Below are 16,834 nucleotides of genomic sequence, written 5' to 3' on the forward strand. Positions count from 1 at the left end.
AGGCCGTGATCAGGATGGATTGGGGAACGATGACAACAGAAAATCAGATCGGTCAAGTGGCAAAAGTCGGTCAAGTGGCAAAAGCAGGTAACCGGCGTCTTCTCTGGATCCTCGGCGGGATGGCCGCCCTGGTGCTGGGAGGCTGTACCCTGGCCTTCCTGGCCGCAGTGGCCCTCTTTACCCTCCGGGACAGCGGCGGCGTGACCGCGGCACCACCCCCCCAGGCAATCCCGGTGGTAGTGACACCCCGCCCCTTGCCCACCCCCGTACCGCCGCCGGTGGTCCAGCCGCCGCTCCAGGGTATGGACTATGAGACCGCGGCCCTGGTCAGCATCTACGAGCAGGTCAACCCCTCGGTGGTCAACGTGACGGTCTTGGGCCACAGCGGCCTCACCTTCCCCGATGGTTCCACGCCAGAGGGGCTGGGGCCGGAGGATTTCCTGCCCATCAGCAGCGGCTCTGGTTTTGTGTGGGATACCCAGGGCCATATTGTGACCAACAACCATGTGGTGGAAGGCGCCGAGGAGGTCCAGGTGACCTTTAGCGACGGCACCGTGGCCATTGCTGAGGTGATCGGCACCGACGTGGACAGCGACCTGGCGGTGCTGCGCATTGATCCGGAAGGGTACAACCTGGTGCCGGTACGACTGGGCCGCCTGGAGGACGTCCGGGTCGGCATGCGGGTGGCGGCCATCGGCAATCCCTTCGGCCTGGCCGGTACCCTGACCAGCGGCATCGTCAGCGCCCTGGGCCGTTCCATCCCGGCCCGAGATCGCTTCAGCATTCCGGATTCCATCCAGACCGACGCCGCCATCAACCCGGGCAACTCGGGCGGGCCGCTGCTCAACGAGCGGGGCGAGGTGATCGGCGTCAACGCCCAGATTCGCTCCGAGGTCCGTTCCAACAGCGGCGTGGGCTTTGCCATTCCCGTGACCATCGTGGAACGGGTGGTGCCTGCCCTGATCGAGCAGGGCTACTACGAGCACAGCTACATCGGGGTGAGCGGCGGTACGCTGAGCCCCATCTGTGCGGACGATCTGGGCGTGCCCAAGGAGTTACGGGGCGCAGTCATTGCCGAGGTGTTGCCCAACACGCCCGCCAGCCGGGCCGGACTGCGGGGCGGCTCTGAGCCCTCCGGCACCCACTATCCCAGCATCTGTCCGGACATGCGGGGTGGCGACGTGATCGTGGCCATCAACGATTACCCGGTGACCAAGTTCGACGATCTGCTGGTCTATCTCCAGCGCTACACCTCGCCGGGGGACACGGTCACCCTGACGGTCTGGCGGGATGGGGAGCAAGTCCTGATCGACGTGGTCCTGGCGGCCCGGCCTACGAGCATCGAACGCTGAGCCGGGCCACCCGCGCTTATTCTTCTATCTCAATGGTGTGCTCGGCGCTACCCTGGCGCCACACGCCCTGCGCGTCACCCACCGCCCATGTTGAGCGGATGTGGATGACCCGACGTCGGCGGGGTTCTGCCGGCTGGGGGGGCATGGGCCGCGCCCGGGCAGGTACCTGGGTTGAGGAGGCCTCTGCCCCTTGCGGCGACAGAGGCGCCGAGACGCGCTGGTTCAACTTGCGCAGGAGCAACCGCCAGCCGGCCCGTAAGGCCAGGCTAGTGACGCCGGCCAACACCGGCAGGGCTGCCCGCCCGACCACCGCAGGCAGGCTGTTGCCCCGGGCCGGCAGCGCTGCCTCGTGGTCATATCCACAGCGGACACAGAAACGGGCGTCCAGGGAACTGTCCTGGCCACATTGGGGACAGATACGTCGTACGTTGCTCATGGGCTCCTGTCACTTTCCAGACGTGACGCTACCGGGGACAACCACAGATTTTCACCCACCCATCGTTTGAAAACCGTTCTTGAAAACCGTTCTTGAAAATCGTCCAGGGCCAGGGTGGCTGACGGGGCCAGTGTACCACCGGGGTCCAGTTCGGTCAACCCTGCAGCGCACGGGCCATGCGGGCCAGGGCTTCCTCCAGGGTGGCGCGGGGACAGCCGTAGTTCAGGCGCACAAACCCTTCTCCCGCGGGGCCGAATGCCGCGCCATCGTTCAACGCCACCTTCGCCTCTTCCAGGAAAAACTGCTGGGGCTTAGCAGGCAGATGAGCTTCCCGGCAGTCGATCCAGAGCAGATAGGTGGCCTCGGGCACGGTGGTCTTGAGCTGGGGCATGTGGCGCGCCAGGTAGTCCACGGCAAAGTCCCGGTTGGCGGTCAGGTACGCCAGCAGCGCCGAGAGCCATGCGTCACCCTCCCGGTAGGCCGCCAGGGCTGCCACAAAGCCCATCACGTTGATGTGGGGCACGATGCCGGCCTTGGCCCGCTCCAGCCGGCGGCGCAGGTCGGCGTTGGGGACAATGGCCATGCTGCAGCCCAGGCCGGGAATGTTGTAGGTCTTGCTGGGGGCCACCAGGGTGATGGTGCGGGCTGCGATCTCCGGGTCCAGGCTCGCGATGGGCACGTGTCGGGTCTCGCCCATGAGCAGGTCGCAGTGGATTTCGTCGGAGCAGATGACCAGATCATGTCGGGCGCAGAGCTCGGCCATGGTGCTCAGCTCGGCCGGCGTGAAGGCTCGCCCCACCGGGTTGTGGGGATTGCACAGGATGAAGAGGCGGGTGCGTTCATCCAGGGCCGCCTGGAATGCGTCCGGGTCAAACTCGTAGCGGGGATGGAGGCGATCCTGGTGGCGCACCTGGGAGACGGCCAGGTCTGCGGTCTGTAGCCGGCGATCCTGGTTGCCTGGCGCGGTGAGGAAGGGCGGGTAGACCGGCGTGCTGACCACCACCGCGTCCCCTGGCTCGCCGATGGCCCGGGTCACCACGTTGAGGCCGCAGACCAGGCCCGGCAGAAAGAGGATGTCGTCGGGGCTGATCTGCCAGCGGTGGAGCCTGGCCATCCGTTCGCAGATGAGTTCCTTGAGGGCCAGCGGCTCCATGCCGTAGCCGAAGATGCCGTGGTCCACCCGCTGGTGGAGGGCCTCCAGCACGGCTGGCGGTGAGGGGAAGTCCATGTCGGCTACCCAGAGGGGCAGCACATCGTCGCCGTAGACGCCCCATTTGGCGCTGTCGCTCCCGCGGCGCTCCACGTACTGGTCGAAGTTGTAGGAATCGGCGTGCAAGGTATCGAAATTACCAGAAGAAGACATGATGGATCCGTAACGGTTGTGTGATGGCGTTATGATAGATGGCCGGGGAGGAGAGGCAGCTACCGCTGGCCCACCTCCCCGGCTGTTTTCTGTCGGGCTTGTGAGCCCAGAGCCTGTTGATCCCGGGCCAGATCGTCGTAGTGCAGGATGAACCGGCGGCGGGGGTCGTTGCGGTAGGTGGCCCGGGCCATGGTGGTGGTGGCGATGGGCGACGTGATGAAGAAGAGGACGATCAAGATCAACATCCGCAGCAATTCGCCCTGGCCATAGTAGAGGCCGGCGCTGAGGAGCAGGCAGCTTACCCCCAGGGTGGCCGCCTTGCCGGCTGCGTGCATGCGGGCGTAGACGTCCGGCAGCCGCAGGATGCCGATGGCGCTGATCAGGTTAAAGAGCACCCCCACTGCGGCCAGGGCCAGGATGAGCCCTTCCCAAAGCGTCATGATCGTTACCCTCGCTTCTCTGAAATGTGCCGCTCGGTCCGTTCTGGCTCCCACTCGGTGACGTTGGCCTGCTCCAGGTAGCGGGCCAGCATGACCGTACCCAGGAAGCCCAGGGCCGCGGTCACAATGGCCACGTCCAGCAGGACGGCCGCCTCGCCCCGCAGGGCAATCAGGGCCAGGATCCCCACCGCGTGGATGGCGATGATGTCGAAAGCCACCGTGCGGTTGGGCAGGTTCGGGCCTAAGTACAGGCGGATGAAACAGAGGACCAGGGAGATGCTCAGGATGGCGGTGAGGATGGTCAGCCCGGTTTCAAAGATGTTCATATTGCTTCCTCTCCCCTCGAAATTTGCCAGATCAGGCGCTCAAACCCCTGTTTGATGGAACGCCGGAACTTTTCTGGATCTTCTACCACCAGGTTGTGGACGTACAGGACCTTGCGCCCCGTGGTGTCCTGACCCAGCTCCACGCTCAGGGTGCCGGGCGTGAGGGTGATCACCGAGGCCAGCACGGTGATCTCCAGGTCGGTGGTGATATCCAGTGGAATGGCCACAATGCCCGGATCCAGCCGGGGGCGGGGTTGCAGCACCAGCCAGGCCAGCTCGATGTTGCTGACCAGGATTTCCCAGATGACGTGGGCCAGAAAGATGGTGACTCGCACGTTGTGGTGCAGGTAGTCCCGCCGATAGATCATCAAGATCAGGTGACCCACCACAAAGCCAATCCCATACTCCCAAAAGTTGCCGAAGATGGGAAAAAAGGCCGGCCAGAGCAGGGCGATGAGCACGTTGATGGTCAGCAGCAGGGCCATCCCCCGGGGGGTCGGGCCTTCGGCTTCCGTTGGGCGTTGCGGACGGTTATTCGCCATGATCCTTCATCCCCAAAAATTCGATCTGATCCGTGGGCGCCACTGCCTGGATGTAGCCTTCCCGGTCCAGAACCTGGCGGGCGGCGATATCCGACCAGCGGAAGACCGGCCCGCTGAAGAGGCCGATGGCCAGGCTCAGGGCCACCAACAGGGCGATGGGGAACAGGGTCAGCCAGCGCCGTTGGGGTTGGGCCAGGGGCGCGATGGGGTAGATGGGCTGTACCGCCTGGCCGAAAAAGGCCTTCTGCCACAGGCGAACCATGCTCATCAGGGTCAACAGCCCTACGCCCAGGCTGACGGCCGCGATCAACCAGTGGCCGGTGTCCAGGGCCGCCTGGAGCAGGCTCAATTTGCTGACAAAGCCGCTGGAAGGTGGAACGCCGGCCAGGGACATGGCAGCAAAGAAGAAGAGAAAAGCCAGCATGGGCCGACGGGTGAGCAGACCCGACAACTGATCCCGCAGCAGGCTGCCGCTGCCCACTTCGATCTCGGCTGCCCCTCCGGCCATGAGCAGCGCCGTCTTCACGATCATGTGGTGGACCAGGTACAGGATGCCCGCGGCCAGACCGAAGCTGGGGCCAAGCTGGCCCACGCTCATGGCCAGGCCCAGGCCCATGACCATGTAGCCCACCTGGCTGATGATGTGGAAGCTCAGCACCCGGCGTATGGTATTGACTGCCATGGCCCCGAACACGCCCGTCAACATGGTGAAGCCGGCGATGGCCAGGATCAGGGCCTGCCAGCGGCTGAGATACTCTGGAAAAAGGAGGGGATAGATACGGAACAGGGTATAGATGCCCACCTTGGTCAACAGGCCGCCGAAAAAGGCCGTCACCGAAGGGTGAGGCGTGTGGTAGCTGCCCGGCAGCCAGAAGAAGAGGGGAAAGAGCCCCGCCTTGCTGCTGAAGGCAATCAGCAGCAGCCCGGCCACCAGCGTCTGGACCGACTGGGGCGCCTGGGGCAGCCGCTGGGCCAGATGGGCCATGTTGAGGGTGCCCACCGTGCCGTAGATGACCCCCACCGCAGCCAGGAAAAGGGTCGAGGCCAGCAGGTTGAGCACCACATAGCGGATGCCGCCGTTGATCTGGTTGCGCTGGCCGCCCAGGGTGAGCAGGGCAAAGCTGGCCATGAGCAGGACTTCAAAAAAGACGTAGAGGTTGAAAATATCCCCGGCCAGAAACGCGCCGTTCACCCCCATGAGCAGGAAAAGCAGCAACGGGAAATAGTTCATCCGGGCCCGTTGGTCCAGGGTGCCCATGGCGTAAAAGACCGTGGCAAAGGCCAGGATGCCCGTCAGGGTGAGCATGATGGCGCTCAGCCCGTCGGCGAAGACGGTAATGCCGAAGGGCGCCGGCCACAGGCCCATCTGCAGGACCAGGCGATGGCCCTGCAAGGTGTAGACCAGGAGCACCAGCGCAATGGCCAGGTTGGCCGTGACGGCCACCGCGGCAATCCGCCGCTGCCAGCGGCCGGCGTTGCGATATCCCCAGCGGGTAAAGGGCAGCCCCAGCGCGGCAGCCAGCAACGGCAGCACGATGGGGGCGGCCAGCCAGTTCGGATTGAGGGTCATCTCCCATCCACCTCTTTACGCTGTTGGGCTTCACGTTCCGGGGCTGGGGGCTCTCCCTCAGCCGATTCTTCCGAGCCCGTCCGGCGGCGATATTCTTCCACCAGGGAGTATTCCAGCCACTCGTAGTCGTCGGCCTCGGTTTCCAGGTCGCTCAGGTAGTGGCCGTCACTGGCGAAGGGGTCGCCCATGGTGCTGGCCGCCAGCCGCTCTTCCCCCTCAACGCCACCCTCTTCAGCAGTTTCGGCATCGGCCAGGCTGTTGCGCCGATTCACCAGGACCACCACGAAGGCGGTGACGCCGAAGCTGATGACGATGGCCGTCAGGATCAGGGCCTGGGGAAGGGGATCCACGAAACGGCTGATGTCTCCGGTGAAGGACTCCTTGTCGGCCACAATGGGCGGGATGCCCCGGGCCATTCCGCTGGTGCCGAAGAGCAGCAGGTTGACCGCATAGCTCAACAGGCTCAGTCCCAGGATGAGCTTGATGGGATCCCGCCGCAGCAGGAGATAGGTGCCGGTGGCAAAGAGCAGGCCAACCAGCAGGGCTACCAAGAGGCCGATCACGCTTCTTCTCCCCCTTCGCTGGCCTCGCTCTTGCTCAAACCGAGGAGGAATGAGGTCACCACCGCCACCACCACCAGGAAGACGCCCAGGTCGAAGAGCTGGGGCGTGCCGAAATCCAGCTCCAACTGGCCCAGATGAATGGACGCCCACACGCCTTTGAAAAAGCCGCCCTGGCGGAAGCCAATGAGCGCGGCGGCGCCGGCTACCAACAGCCCGATGCCGGCCATGGGGTGCAGGTAGGGGCCGATGAGGCGCCGGACATATTCATCCCCCCGGCTGAGGATCTGAAGCTGAAAGGCCGCGGCCGCGGCCAGCCCGGCGATGAAGCCGCCCCCAGGCTCGTTGTGTCCCCGCAGGAAGAGGAAAACGGCCAGGATCAGCAAAATGGGCGTCAAAATACGATCCAGCAGGCGCAGGTAAAGTTCTGGCATGCCACTTACCCTTCCTCAGAATCATGGTTCAGGGCGATCCGGTCGGCCGGCCGGGGGCGCAGGCGAGCCGAGCGCAGGAGAGCGTAGCCGCCCACCGCGGCAATGGCCAGCACCGTGATCTCGCCCATGGTGTCAAAACCGCGGAAGTCCACCAGGATCACGTTGACCACGTTGGCTCCGTGGCCGCCTGGCACCGCATTCAGCGAAAAATAGTCGCTGATGGTGGGGAGAAAGCGAGGCCCCACACTGAACAGAGTCAGTCCAAAGCCCAACAAGCCCACCAGCACCGAGACCACCAGGTTGCGGATCCGCACCACCCGGCTGAGGGGGGGCAGGGATTGGGGCGGGATCTTGTAGAAGACCAGGACCAGAAGCACCACGGTCAGGATGTCCACCAGGAGCTGGGTCAGGGCCAGGTCTGGCGCGTCGAAGATGACGAAGAAGAGGGTCACGGTGATGCCCACCACGCCGATGCTGACGATGGCGTTGAGGCGGGTCTGGGCGCGCACGGTGGTGATGGCCGCCACAATGGCCAGCGCCACCAGTACCACCTCCTCGAAGTAGACGCCGGCGCTCCAGTCGATGGGCAGGTCCTCGGGCCAGCGGACCTGGGTGAGCGCCCCAACCAGGGCCACCACCGCGGCCAGCAACACCACGCTGGCCTGGGAGGCCAGGGTGCCACCCTGAACTGTGCGGGTGCTCCAGGCCGCCAGGTCATAGAGACCGTAGATCAGCCGGTCAAAGAGGTAGGTGCCGTTGAGCCAGGACGGGGTGGTGGCCAGGAGTCGGCGCAGGGCCGAGCGGATGGCGAAGAAGCCCACGCCCACGGCAATGGCCGCCAGACTGACCAGCAGGGTGGGGGTGACGCCATGCCACAAGGCCAGGTGCACTTCCACCGGGTGGCCGGCAATGGCGCTGGCCGTGGGGGTGAGCAGGGGTTTCTCCACCGCCGTCAGGACAAAGGGAATGGCGGTGCCCACCAGGGTCAGGGCCAGGGGGGCGAAGACAAAGCCAAACCCCGGTGCGTGATGGACGTGGGCCGCTTCTTCGGGCGCTTCCCGTCGGAAGAAGGCCTCCCAGAGCAGGGTGAGGCTGTAGCCCACAAAGAGGGCCCCACCCAGCGCCGCCACCCCCAGCCCGATCCAGCCCACCCAGGGGACGTCGTGTTCCGCATGGTGGAAGAAGGTTTCCAGCAGGGTTTCCTTAGCCAGGAAGCCAAAGAAGGGCGGAAGGCCCGCCATGGAGAGGCCGGCCAGCACCGCCGTGGCTGCCACCCAGGGCAGCTCCCGGCCCAGGCGGGCAAAACGGCGCAGATCCCGGGTGCCGGTGGCGTGGTCCACAATGCCGGCCACCAGGAAGAGGGGGCCCTTGTACAGGGCATGGGCCAGGATGCCCACCACCGCGGCCACGTAGGCCGCTTCGCTGTGGAAGGCCAGGAGCATCACCAGGAAGCCCAGCTGGCTCACCGTGGCGTTGGCCAACACGGCCTTCAGGTCATAGTAACGGAAGGCGCTGACCGCGCCCAGGAGCATGGTGGCCGCGCCCACCGTCAGCAGGCTCCAGAACCAGAGGTCGGTCCCGCTGAGCGCGGGGTGGAGGCGGGCCAGCAGGAAGATGCCGGCCTTGACCATGGTGGCCGAGTGCAGGTAGGCGCTGGCCGGGGTCGGGGCGGCCATGGCGCCCGGCAGCCAGAAGTGGAAGGGGAATTGGGCCGATTTGGTAAAGGCCCCCAGCAGGATCAGGAACAGAGCCACCCCGTAGTAGGGGCTGGCGTCCAGGTTGGGCGTGAACAGGATGTCGCTGATGGTGTAGGTGCCCACGCTCTGCCCCAGGAGGACCATGCCGGCCAACATGGCCAACCCGCCAAAGCCGGTGACGATGAGGGCCCGCCGACCGCCATCCCGGGCTTCCTTCTTCTCGTGCTCAAACGAGATGAGCAGGTAGCTGGTGATGCTGGTCCCTTCCCAAAAGACGAAAAGGGTCAGCAGATTGTCCGACCAGACGATGCCCAGCATGCTCACCATGAACAGGAAGAGCAGGCTGTAAAAATAGCCCTGCCGGGGATGATCTTCCAGATAGTATCCCGTGTACAGAGCCACCGCCGCGCCGATCCCGGCCACAATCAGGCCGAAGAAGAGGGCCAGCCCATCCAGGCGCAGGATGATCTCCAGCCCCAGCGCCGCGGACCAGGGGTAGCGCTCGTGCAGGAAGATGCCCTGGCTAACCGGCTGGAGTTGGGTCAGGAGCATGGCCGTCACCAGGGCCGGCGGGATCGCAGCCACCCATCCCACATGGCGGAAGCGATGGGGGCGCAGAAGCCAGAGGAGGGGGCTGGATACAGCCAGGAGGAGAAGGCTCAAGAGCAACAGCGGCTGAGGTTGCATCGTCGGTCACTCGGTGATATGGTGTAAGGGCCAGGTCCATTCCGATGGGACTGGACAGCCACAAGATAAAATTTTCACAAACACGCGGGATAGCATACACTAGCTCGCAAAAATCCGCAACCAACAGGGCCCCATCCGCCGACCCCATCCGGCAGATGGGGCCAAACCATGGAGCGTCACGCCAGCCATGCGTCACTATCAGGCCATTCCCTACGTCCTCCTCTTGGGCTTTCTCTTCGGCTCCTCGTTGGTGGTCTCTCGTTTTAGCGTCGGGCAATATGCCCCGCTCACCTACATCAGCCTGCGGCTCCTCCTGGCCGCGCTGGGCCACCTGGCCATCTATGGCCTGATGCGCCCCAGGCGGTGGCCCACGGAGCCCCGTCTCTGGCTCCTGGCTGGGGGGCTGGGTGTGTTGGGCTCTGCCATCCCCATGACCGCCATCGTCAGTTCTCTCCAGTACCAGTCCAGCGGGGTAACCTCCTTGCTCTTGACCCTGAATCCGGTGGCCACGGTGTTGATGGCCCAGCTCTTCCTGCAGGATGAACCGCTAACGGTGCGCAAGCTGGCCGGCGCGGTGATCGCCTTTGGCGGCGCAGGCGTGCTCTTGCTGCGGGGGGAAAGTGGCCTGGCCCAGTTCGCCCAGGCTGACTGGCGGGGGTATGCCTGGGTGGGCGTGGGGGTGCTGGCCAGCGCCTCGGGCTCGGTGTATGCCCGGCGCTTCCTGCGCCATGCCAACGCCTGGGACGTGGCCAGCATCCGCATGATGGCCGCTGCGCTGGTCATGTTGCCCATCACCGGCTGGACTGTGGGCTACGATCTGAGCCGGGTGAACTGGCAGGGATACGCGGCCCTGGGCTATGCGGCCCTGGTGGGCACCTTTTTGGCCATGTGGCTGAGCTTTACCATCGTCAAGCGCTTCGGCGCTACGCCCGCTTCCCAGACCTCCTACGTCATGCCCGTGGTGAGTACCCTGTTGGGTGCGGCCCTGCTGGGTGAACAGATCACCCACGGCATGATCCTGGGCATGGGAGTCATCTTCGCCGGCCTCTCTCTCCTGAACTCTCGGGGGCCCACCGGGCGCGGCCGAAGGGCGCCGTCCGAGGCCCGGCGCCTGAGCTCCTGCTGAGCCGACGTGGGGAAAGCTCTATGTATCCTATCCCTAACAGCCACCCTGGGCTCCTGCTTCAGCTACTACAGTCCGGCGTAAATACCACGGCAGAAATCCCGGGTGCCCTCTGGGCACACTCCCTCTGGTGGATCCTGTCGGCGAATTTCGGCCGGGATTGACTACCGCAGATCCCGGCCGAAGGGCATCAGGGAGAGGGGAATCAGCTTGATGTGCTGCTTGGCGAACGGGATGCCGATGATGGTGATGGCCAGGATGGCAGCATGAAACAGGTGCGAGAGCGCGAGCTCCCATCCAAACAGCACCAGCCAGATGAGGTTGAAGATGATGCGCAGGGTGCTGTTGGCATGGGGACTCTCCACCACCTCCTTGCCGAAGGGCGCCAGGCTGGCCAGCCCCAGTTTGATGGACTGGAGGCCAAAAGGGATGCCCACAATGGTCAGGCAGAGGACGATCCCGCCGATGATGTATCCCAGGGCGGTGACAAATCCGCCAAAAATGAGCCAGATGATGTTGCCTAACAAAGACATGCTCGTTCCCTCCTGAACATAGATGTTATCGGGGCGGAAGCCGTCCCGAACTTTTCCAACTCGAAACCAATACGTGGCATCCTTGCTGCAGGTTTCAACTTCTACAGCAGGAGACCCGCCCAAAGCCTATCCAAATATTTTAAGGTTGGGGGGCGGAATTTTGGTTGTGTCCGTGGGGCGGGCTGTGCTATACTGGGGGGCGTAGACGTTCAGTCCCCGTTTTTATCCGTTGGCGTTCACAAGAGGACAATTTCATATCCCTGCAGAGTCGAGCGCGAAATCGCGCCCGAAGGGTGGGTATTTGTCCGAAATTGTTTGGCATCGTTTCGCCATCATTTTTCTACATCCTGGATACCGATTGGGCCATCCGTTCAGGGCATTCATGGCAGAGGGAGGGGTCTCGTGCACAAGGTGAGCGAACGTGACTACGAAATCAGCTTTCCGCGCGAGGACACATCGCGGCGGCGTCGCCTGCCCCGTCAACGCACCCAGTACAGCCCCGTTTTCTTCGTAGCCCTGCTGGCCACCATCGTCAGCGCAGCGGCTTTCCTCATCATCGTGGCCACGTTGATCACGGGCGGCATGTAACCGCCAGCGACGTGGCCTCCAGGGTCCCGGAACAGGGCATAGACCCAGACACATCCGGCGCCGACTGGGCACCATGGCAGATTGGCTGAAAATTCGGAGGGGCTGACCTGTGAGATTTTCGAGACCTGGCCGTTCAGGCCAGGTTTTTTTGTGCTTCAATCGCTGTGGTATAACCCTGGATGTCCGGCCCGTCCACCCAGTTTGCAGGGAAGTCGCCCTGCGCGCGATAATGGCGCCATGGAGATCATGGAACGTACCCTGCCGGACCATTCGGTTCGCCCACCCAGCCAGGCCCTGACCCGAACCGGCGGCTTCCTGGCCGGCTTTACCCATACCCTGCAGCCCTACATCGGCTGTCGCTTTGGATGTACCTACTGCTACGTCCAGGGCCTGGGTGTACACCGGTTCCATCAGCCGCCCCTGCCCTGGGGCCACTACGCCCATCCCCGGGCAGGCATTGCGGAACGGCTGGGACAGGAGTTGGCCCGTCACCAGGCCCGGGGTAGGCTGGAGCGCCTGGCCATTTTCATGTCCAGCGCCACGGACCCCTACCAGGGCCTGGAGCGACGTTGGCGCCTGAGCCGTGCCTGTCTGGATCAATTCCTGGCTTTCCCGCCCGGTCGCTTGCTGGTCCAGACCCGTTCCCCGCTGGTGGAAGAGGACTTCCCCCGGTTGCGGGCGTTGGGGGAGCGGGCCTGGCTCAGCTTCACCCTGGAGACCGACCAGGACGAGGTCCGGCGGGTGGTGACACCGTGGTGCCCTTCCATCGAGCGGCGCCTGGAGACCCTGGCCGCTGCCCGGGAGGCTGGCCTGAATGTCCAGATCGCGGTGAGCCCCTGCCTGCCCTTCTCGTCGGTCGCCTCTTTCGGTCGCCTGCTGCTGGAGCTGGCCGATCGGGTGGTGGTAGACAGCTTCGTCTGCGGGGATGGCCAGGGCGGCCGCCGAACCCGGGCTACCGGCATTCCAGAACTGTACGAAGCGCAGGGCTGGGGGGACTGGCAGGATGAGGGCCCGGCCCAGGAGCTCTACCGCTGGCTGGCCGCCCGCATGGGGGATCGGGCTGGCTGGTCCCAGGCAGGCTTCCGGGCATTGGCCCACCCGGAACAGGGCCGCGCGGACTGATGGCCCACCGCCCGGGGAGGGAGGAAGCCATGGCGTGGACGCTGCACCATGCCCACCGGTGGGATGTGTCCGTGCCGGAGGCGATCCGCATCCAGGAACAGCTGGCTCCCCTGGTTCGGGAGGAGCCCCTGCCGGCGGCGCCCACGTTGGTGGCCGGCGTGGACATGAGCGTGCGGCAACAGCGGGTCCAGGCGGCGGTGGTGGTCCTGCGCCTGCCCGACCTGACGGTGGTGGACCAGGCCATCTGGCGGGGTCCGGTGGACTTTCCCTATGTGCCGGGGCTGCTCAGCTTCCGGGAAGTGCCGGCCGTCATCGCCGCGCTGGAGCGGTTGCAGGCGCGTCCGGACGTCATCCTGGCCGATGCCCAGGGGCGAGCCCACCCCCGGCGGCTGGGTCTGGCCTCCCACCTGGGCGTCCTCCTGGATCTGCCCACCGTGGGCGTGGCCAAATCCCGGCTGGTGGGCACCCATGAGCCGCCGGGGCCGGAGAAGGGCGCCACGGCTCCGCTCTTCCACGGCGAGGAGCTGGTGGGGATGGTGGTCCGCACCCGGGCGAGTGTGCGGCCGGTTTTCGTCAGCGTGGGGCACCGGATCACCCTGGACCAGGCCGTGGCCCTGACCCTGGCCTGCACCACCCGCTATCGCCTTCCCGAGCCCACCCGGCTGGCCCACTTGGCCAGCCGGCGCGCGGCCGGACCGAACCAGGAAGCGTAACAGCAGGGAGAAATCCCCCAGCAACCTGATAACCCACACAACATAAGGAGGAGTCCATGCACTTATTGGGTGGCGTGGAGGCCGGTGGCACCAAATTTGTCTGTGCGGTGGGGACCGGCCCAGACGATATACGCGCGGAGATACGTTTCAACACCACCACCCCCGAGGAGAACCTGGCCCAGGTCATTCGTTTTTTCCAGGAGCACCACGCCCAGACGCCGCTGGCCGCCGTCGGCGTTGCCGCCTTTGGCCCCCTGGACCCAGATCCCAGCTCGCCCACCTTTGGCTACATCACTACCACGCCCAAGCCCGGCTGGGCCCATACCGACGTGGTGGGTCCCCTGCGGGAGGCCCTGGGGGTGCCGGTGGGCTTTGATTCGGATGTGAACGGCGCGGCGCTGGGGGAACATCGCTGGGGCGCGGCCCAGGGGCTGGACACATTCGTCTACATCACCGTGGGCACGGGCCTGGGCGGCGGCGGCATGGTCAACGGCAAGCTGATGCACGGGCTCATGCACCCGGAAATGGGCCACATGCAGATCCCCCACGACTGGGACGCGGATCCCTACCCCGGCTTCTGCACCTACCACGGCGACTGTTGGGAAGGGCTGGCCTGTGGCCCGGCCATCCAGGACCGCTGGCAGTTCCCGGCTGAAGAGCTGCCCCCCGGCCATCCTTCCTGGCACCTGGAGGCCCACTACCTGGCCCTGGGGCTGGTCAACATCATCTGCCTGCTCTCACCCCAGCGCATCATCATGGGGGGCGGGGTCATGCAACAACGCCACCTTTTCCCCAAGATCCACGAGAAAGTGCGTACCTTGTTGAACAACTACATCCAAAAACCGGCCATCACCGAGCACATTGAGGAATACATTGTGCCCCCAGCCCTGGGCGGGCGGGCCGGCGTGTTGGGGGCCCTGGCCCTGGCCGAGGCCGCCCGGGCCGGCGCGCCGTCGGGCCATCAGCAGAGCGCGGAGAAGTCCTGACATGTCCACCGCGGAGATTCAATTCGATCCCGGTCAACATCCCCACCGTCGCCGCAATCCCCTGACGGGGGACTGGGTGCTGGTTTCCCCCCACCGCACCCGCCGGCCCTGGCAGGGGCAGGTGGAAAAGCTACCGGACGAGGAGCGACCGGCCTACGACCCCACTTGCTATCTGTGTCCCGGCAACATGCGGGCCGGCCAGCGGCGTAACCCGGCCTATACCGGGACCTTTGTCTTCGACAACGATTTTGCCGCCCTGCTGCCCGACGGCCCCCGGGGCGAAGTCCAGGACGGAGAGCTCTTCCAGGCCCAGGCGGAAACCGGCATCTGCCGGGTGATCTGCTTCAGCCCGCGCCATGATCTCACCCTGCCCGAAATGGCTGTGGCCGATATCCGGCGGGTGGTGGATGTCTGGGCGGAACAGGTGGTGGAGTTGGGCAGCCGGGAGGACATCCGCTACGTCCAGGTCTTCGAGAACAAGGGGGCCATGATGGGGTGTTCCAACCCCCATCCCCACGGCCAGATCTGGGCCAACTACCGGATTCCCCAGGAGCCTGCCCGGGAGGATGAGGGGCAGCAGCGCTATTTCAGGGCCCATGGCCGGCCCCTCCTGCTGGACTATCTGGAAGCAGAGCTGGAGCGGCGGGAGCGGCTGGTGGTGGAAAACGAGCACTGGGTAGCCCTGGTGCCCTACTGGGCGGTCTGGCCGTTTGAGATCCTCCTGCTGCCCCGTCGGCATGTCACCGCGCTGCCCCAACTGGCGGACGCAGAACGGGACAGCCTGGCCGATATTCTCAAACGGCTGTTAACCCGCTACGACAACCTCTTCGAAACCAGTTTCCCCTATTCCATGGGCTGGCATGGCGAACCCACCGACGGCCTCTCCCGCCCCTACTGGCAGCTCCACGCCCACTTCTACCCGCCCCTGCTCCGTTCGGCCACGGTGCGCAAGTTCATGGTGGGCTACGAGATGCTGGGCAACCCCCAGCGGGACATCACCGCCGAACAGGCGGCGGATCGGCTGCGCCAGCTGGACGAGGTCCACTACCGCCAGCGCAGCGGATCCTGATCGTTGTAGAGACGCACGGCCCCGTAGAGACGCACGGCCGTGCGTCTCTACGGTATTTATATTTATTCCACTTGCTGGAACTCCCCATCCACCACCTGGTAGATCCAGATCTGGGGATCGACCAGGTCGCCGTTTTCCTGATATTGCAGGGTATCCACCAGGGTTTCAAAGCGCCCCCGCCGCAGGGCTTCCGTGACCGCGTCCCGCTCCAGGGAATCGGCCTGTTGCACCGCCTGGCTGAGGACCTGCATGGCCACGTACCCGTTCACCGAATAGGTGTCTGGGTTGCGGTACTCCACCGCCTGGTAGGCTTCGATCCAGCGCTGGTCGGCCACGTTGGCGGGGCTGGGTGCGAAGGCGCTGACGTACATCCCCTCGGCTGTGCCGTTGGCCTCGTCGATGGTGGCAGCCAGGAAAGCGCCATCGCTGGCCAGCATGGGCACGGTGATGCCCGCCTCCACCAGGGCAGCCCGCAGGTAGGGGGCCTCGATCTCATAGCCGGCGTAGAAGATGGCATCCGGGTTCGCGCTCTGGATGCGGGGAATCTCCTCGTCGTAGCGGCTTTGTCCCTCGGCCACCTGGAGGGTCAGGACCACTTGGGCGCCCAGCTCCTGCAGGCGGGCCACCAGGGCATTGGCCAGCCCCTGGCCATACTCGGTGTCGTTGTGGAGCACAGCCACCCGACGGGCGCCCAGGGTTTCCACCAGGAACCGGGCATCTACCGCGGCCTGGACGCTGTCGTTGGCGTTGACCCGGAAAAAGTTGGTGTAGCCCCGGGCCGTCAGGCTCTCTTCCGAGGCGGTGGGGGTGATGACCACCAGGGGCATGTCCCGGTAGTACTCCATGGCGGCCAGGGTCTGGCCGCTGTTCAGATGGCCGATGACGCCCAGCACCCGCTCGCCCTGGTCGAGGGCCTCCTGAATCTGGGCCACCTGGGCCACGGCGACCTCGCTGTCGGATTCGTCGTCCAGGGGGCGTACCACCACCCGGTAGCCCAGCAGACCTCCGCTGCGGTTGAGCTCTGCGGCGGCCAGGCGCACGCCGCCCAGCACTGTCTGCCCGCCGTTGGCCTGGAAGCCGCTCAGGGGGACGGCCACGTAGACGATGACATCGCCCCGGCCGGGCTCGGCACTGCTGCCTCCACAGGCAGCCAACAGGAGCGTCAGGGCGGTCAACAGGAGCAGGAGCAGACGTCGGTTCATCGTCGCCATTCGATGGGTTCGCCTCTCAAGGGTTGTAATGTCCACGCTCTTTGCACGTCCGTTCCGTCACCAAGGGACTGTGGCTCATCTA

At 65.2% G+C, this 16,834-nt stretch carries 18 protein-coding genes; 7 read left to right on the forward strand and 11 right to left on the reverse strand.

Translation table 11 applies throughout. The annotated features are described in order from the left end of the window. The first annotated feature begins 74 nt into the window (after window positions 1-74). On the forward strand, window positions 75-1,352 hold the full coding sequence (locus FKZ61_RS02790; RefSeq protein WP_141608553.1) for a S1C family serine protease: 1,278 nt from the start codon (window positions 75-77) through the stop codon (window positions 1,350-1,352). Window positions 1,353-1,368: 16 nt separating this feature from the next. Here FKZ61_RS02790 and FKZ61_RS02795 read toward each other — a convergent pair whose 3' ends face one another. The 9 genes from FKZ61_RS02795 to mbhE form a co-directional block, all read right to left on the reverse strand. Then, window positions 1,369-1,788, reverse strand: a complete 420-nt coding sequence (locus FKZ61_RS02795) for a zinc ribbon domain-containing protein (RefSeq protein ID WP_141608554.1) — start codon at window positions 1,786-1,788, stop codon at window positions 1,369-1,371. 154 nt (window positions 1,789-1,942) lie between these two features. Beyond that, window positions 1,943-3,151: a MalY/PatB family protein gene (locus tag FKZ61_RS02800; RefSeq protein WP_170199160.1), complete on the reverse strand. Its 1,209-nt coding sequence runs from the start codon at window positions 3,149-3,151 to the stop codon at window positions 1,943-1,945. Between the two features lie 59 nt (window positions 3,152-3,210). After that, window positions 3,211-3,591 (reverse strand): monovalent cation/H(+) antiporter subunit G, encoded by a 381-nt coding sequence (mnhG, locus tag FKZ61_RS02805; protein WP_141608555.1) that lies wholly within the window; start codon window positions 3,589-3,591, stop codon window positions 3,211-3,213. Between the two features lie 5 nt (window positions 3,592-3,596). Continuing rightward, window positions 3,597-3,917, reverse strand: coding sequence for a monovalent cation/H+ antiporter complex subunit F (locus FKZ61_RS02810; RefSeq protein WP_141608556.1), 321 nt, complete (start codon window positions 3,915-3,917; stop codon window positions 3,597-3,599). Continuing rightward, entirely contained in the window at window positions 3,914-4,459 is a 546-nt protein-coding gene (locus FKZ61_RS02815; RefSeq protein WP_211358377.1) for a Na+/H+ antiporter subunit E, read from the reverse strand. The genes FKZ61_RS02810 and FKZ61_RS02815 overlap by 4 nt, the downstream gene beginning before the upstream one ends. Then, window positions 4,449-6,029 carry a proton-conducting transporter transmembrane domain-containing protein gene (locus FKZ61_RS02820; RefSeq protein WP_141608557.1) on the reverse strand — a complete coding sequence of 527 codons (1,581 nt, stop codon included), beginning with the start codon at window positions 6,027-6,029 and terminating at the stop codon, window positions 4,449-4,451. The genes FKZ61_RS02815 and FKZ61_RS02820 overlap by 11 nt, the downstream gene beginning before the upstream one ends. Further along, window positions 6,026-6,592 (reverse strand): Na+/H+ antiporter subunit C, encoded by a 567-nt coding sequence (locus FKZ61_RS02825; RefSeq protein WP_211358378.1) that lies wholly within the window; start codon window positions 6,590-6,592, stop codon window positions 6,026-6,028. Before FKZ61_RS02825 ends, FKZ61_RS02820 begins: the two co-directional genes overlap by 4 nt. Then, entirely contained in the window at window positions 6,589-7,023 is a 435-nt protein-coding gene (locus FKZ61_RS02830) for an MnhB domain-containing protein (protein WP_141608558.1), read from the reverse strand. Before FKZ61_RS02830 ends, FKZ61_RS02825 begins: the two co-directional genes overlap by 4 nt. Before the next feature lie 5 nt (window positions 7,024-7,028). Next, window positions 7,029-9,407, reverse strand: coding sequence for a hydrogen gas-evolving membrane-bound hydrogenase subunit E (gene mbhE / locus FKZ61_RS02835; RefSeq protein ID WP_141608559.1), 2,379 nt, complete (start codon window positions 9,405-9,407; stop codon window positions 7,029-7,031). 187 nt (window positions 9,408-9,594) lie between these two features. On the opposite strand from mbhE, the gene FKZ61_RS02840 reads away from it, so the two are divergent. Further along, complete coding sequence (locus FKZ61_RS02840) at window positions 9,595-10,533, forward strand: DMT family transporter (RefSeq protein WP_141608560.1); 939 nt, start codon at window positions 9,595-9,597, stop codon at window positions 10,531-10,533. A 161-nt stretch (window positions 10,534-10,694) separates the two neighbouring features. On the opposite strand, the gene FKZ61_RS02845 is transcribed toward FKZ61_RS02840, so the two are convergent. Beyond that, on the reverse strand, window positions 10,695-11,063 hold the full coding sequence (locus FKZ61_RS02845) for a YccF domain-containing protein (protein ID WP_141608561.1): 369 nt from the start codon (window positions 11,061-11,063) through the stop codon (window positions 10,695-10,697). Window positions 11,064-11,465: 402 nt separating this feature from the next. On the opposite strand from FKZ61_RS02845, the gene FKZ61_RS02850 reads away from it, so the two are divergent. From FKZ61_RS02850 to FKZ61_RS02870, 5 genes are all read left to right on the forward strand, one after another. Next, on the forward strand, window positions 11,466-11,651 hold the full coding sequence (locus tag FKZ61_RS02850) for a hypothetical protein (protein ID WP_141608562.1): 186 nt from the start codon (window positions 11,466-11,468) through the stop codon (window positions 11,649-11,651). A 246-nt stretch (window positions 11,652-11,897) separates the two neighbouring features. Then, complete coding sequence (locus tag FKZ61_RS02855) at window positions 11,898-12,773, forward strand: SPL family radical SAM protein (RefSeq protein ID WP_170199162.1); 876 nt, start codon at window positions 11,898-11,900, stop codon at window positions 12,771-12,773. A 29-nt stretch (window positions 12,774-12,802) separates the two neighbouring features. Continuing rightward, window positions 12,803-13,486 (forward strand): deoxyribonuclease V, encoded by a 684-nt coding sequence (nfi, locus tag FKZ61_RS02860; protein WP_141608564.1) that lies wholly within the window; start codon window positions 12,803-12,805, stop codon window positions 13,484-13,486. Between the two features lie 56 nt (window positions 13,487-13,542). Then, a complete protein-coding gene (locus FKZ61_RS02865) occupies window positions 13,543-14,472 on the forward strand; it encodes an ROK family protein (protein WP_141608565.1) in 930 nt (309 codons plus the stop codon). A 1-nt stretch (window position 14,473) separates the two neighbouring features. Next, window positions 14,474-15,541 (forward strand): UDP-glucose--hexose-1-phosphate uridylyltransferase, encoded by a 1,068-nt coding sequence (locus FKZ61_RS02870; RefSeq protein ID WP_141608566.1) that lies wholly within the window; start codon window positions 14,474-14,476, stop codon window positions 15,539-15,541. Window positions 15,542-15,603: 62 nt separating this feature from the next. On the opposite strand, the gene FKZ61_RS02875 is transcribed toward FKZ61_RS02870, so the two are convergent. Further along, window positions 15,604-16,752, reverse strand: a complete 1,149-nt coding sequence (locus tag FKZ61_RS02875; RefSeq protein WP_141608567.1) for a branched-chain amino acid ABC transporter substrate-binding protein — start codon at window positions 16,750-16,752, stop codon at window positions 15,604-15,606. Between the last annotated feature and the right edge of the window lie 82 nt (window positions 16,753-16,834).

Origin of the sequence: Litorilinea aerophila (genome assembly GCF_006569185.2) — a bacterium.
GTDB lineage: Bacteria > Chloroflexota > Anaerolineae > Caldilineales > Caldilineaceae > Litorilinea > Litorilinea aerophila.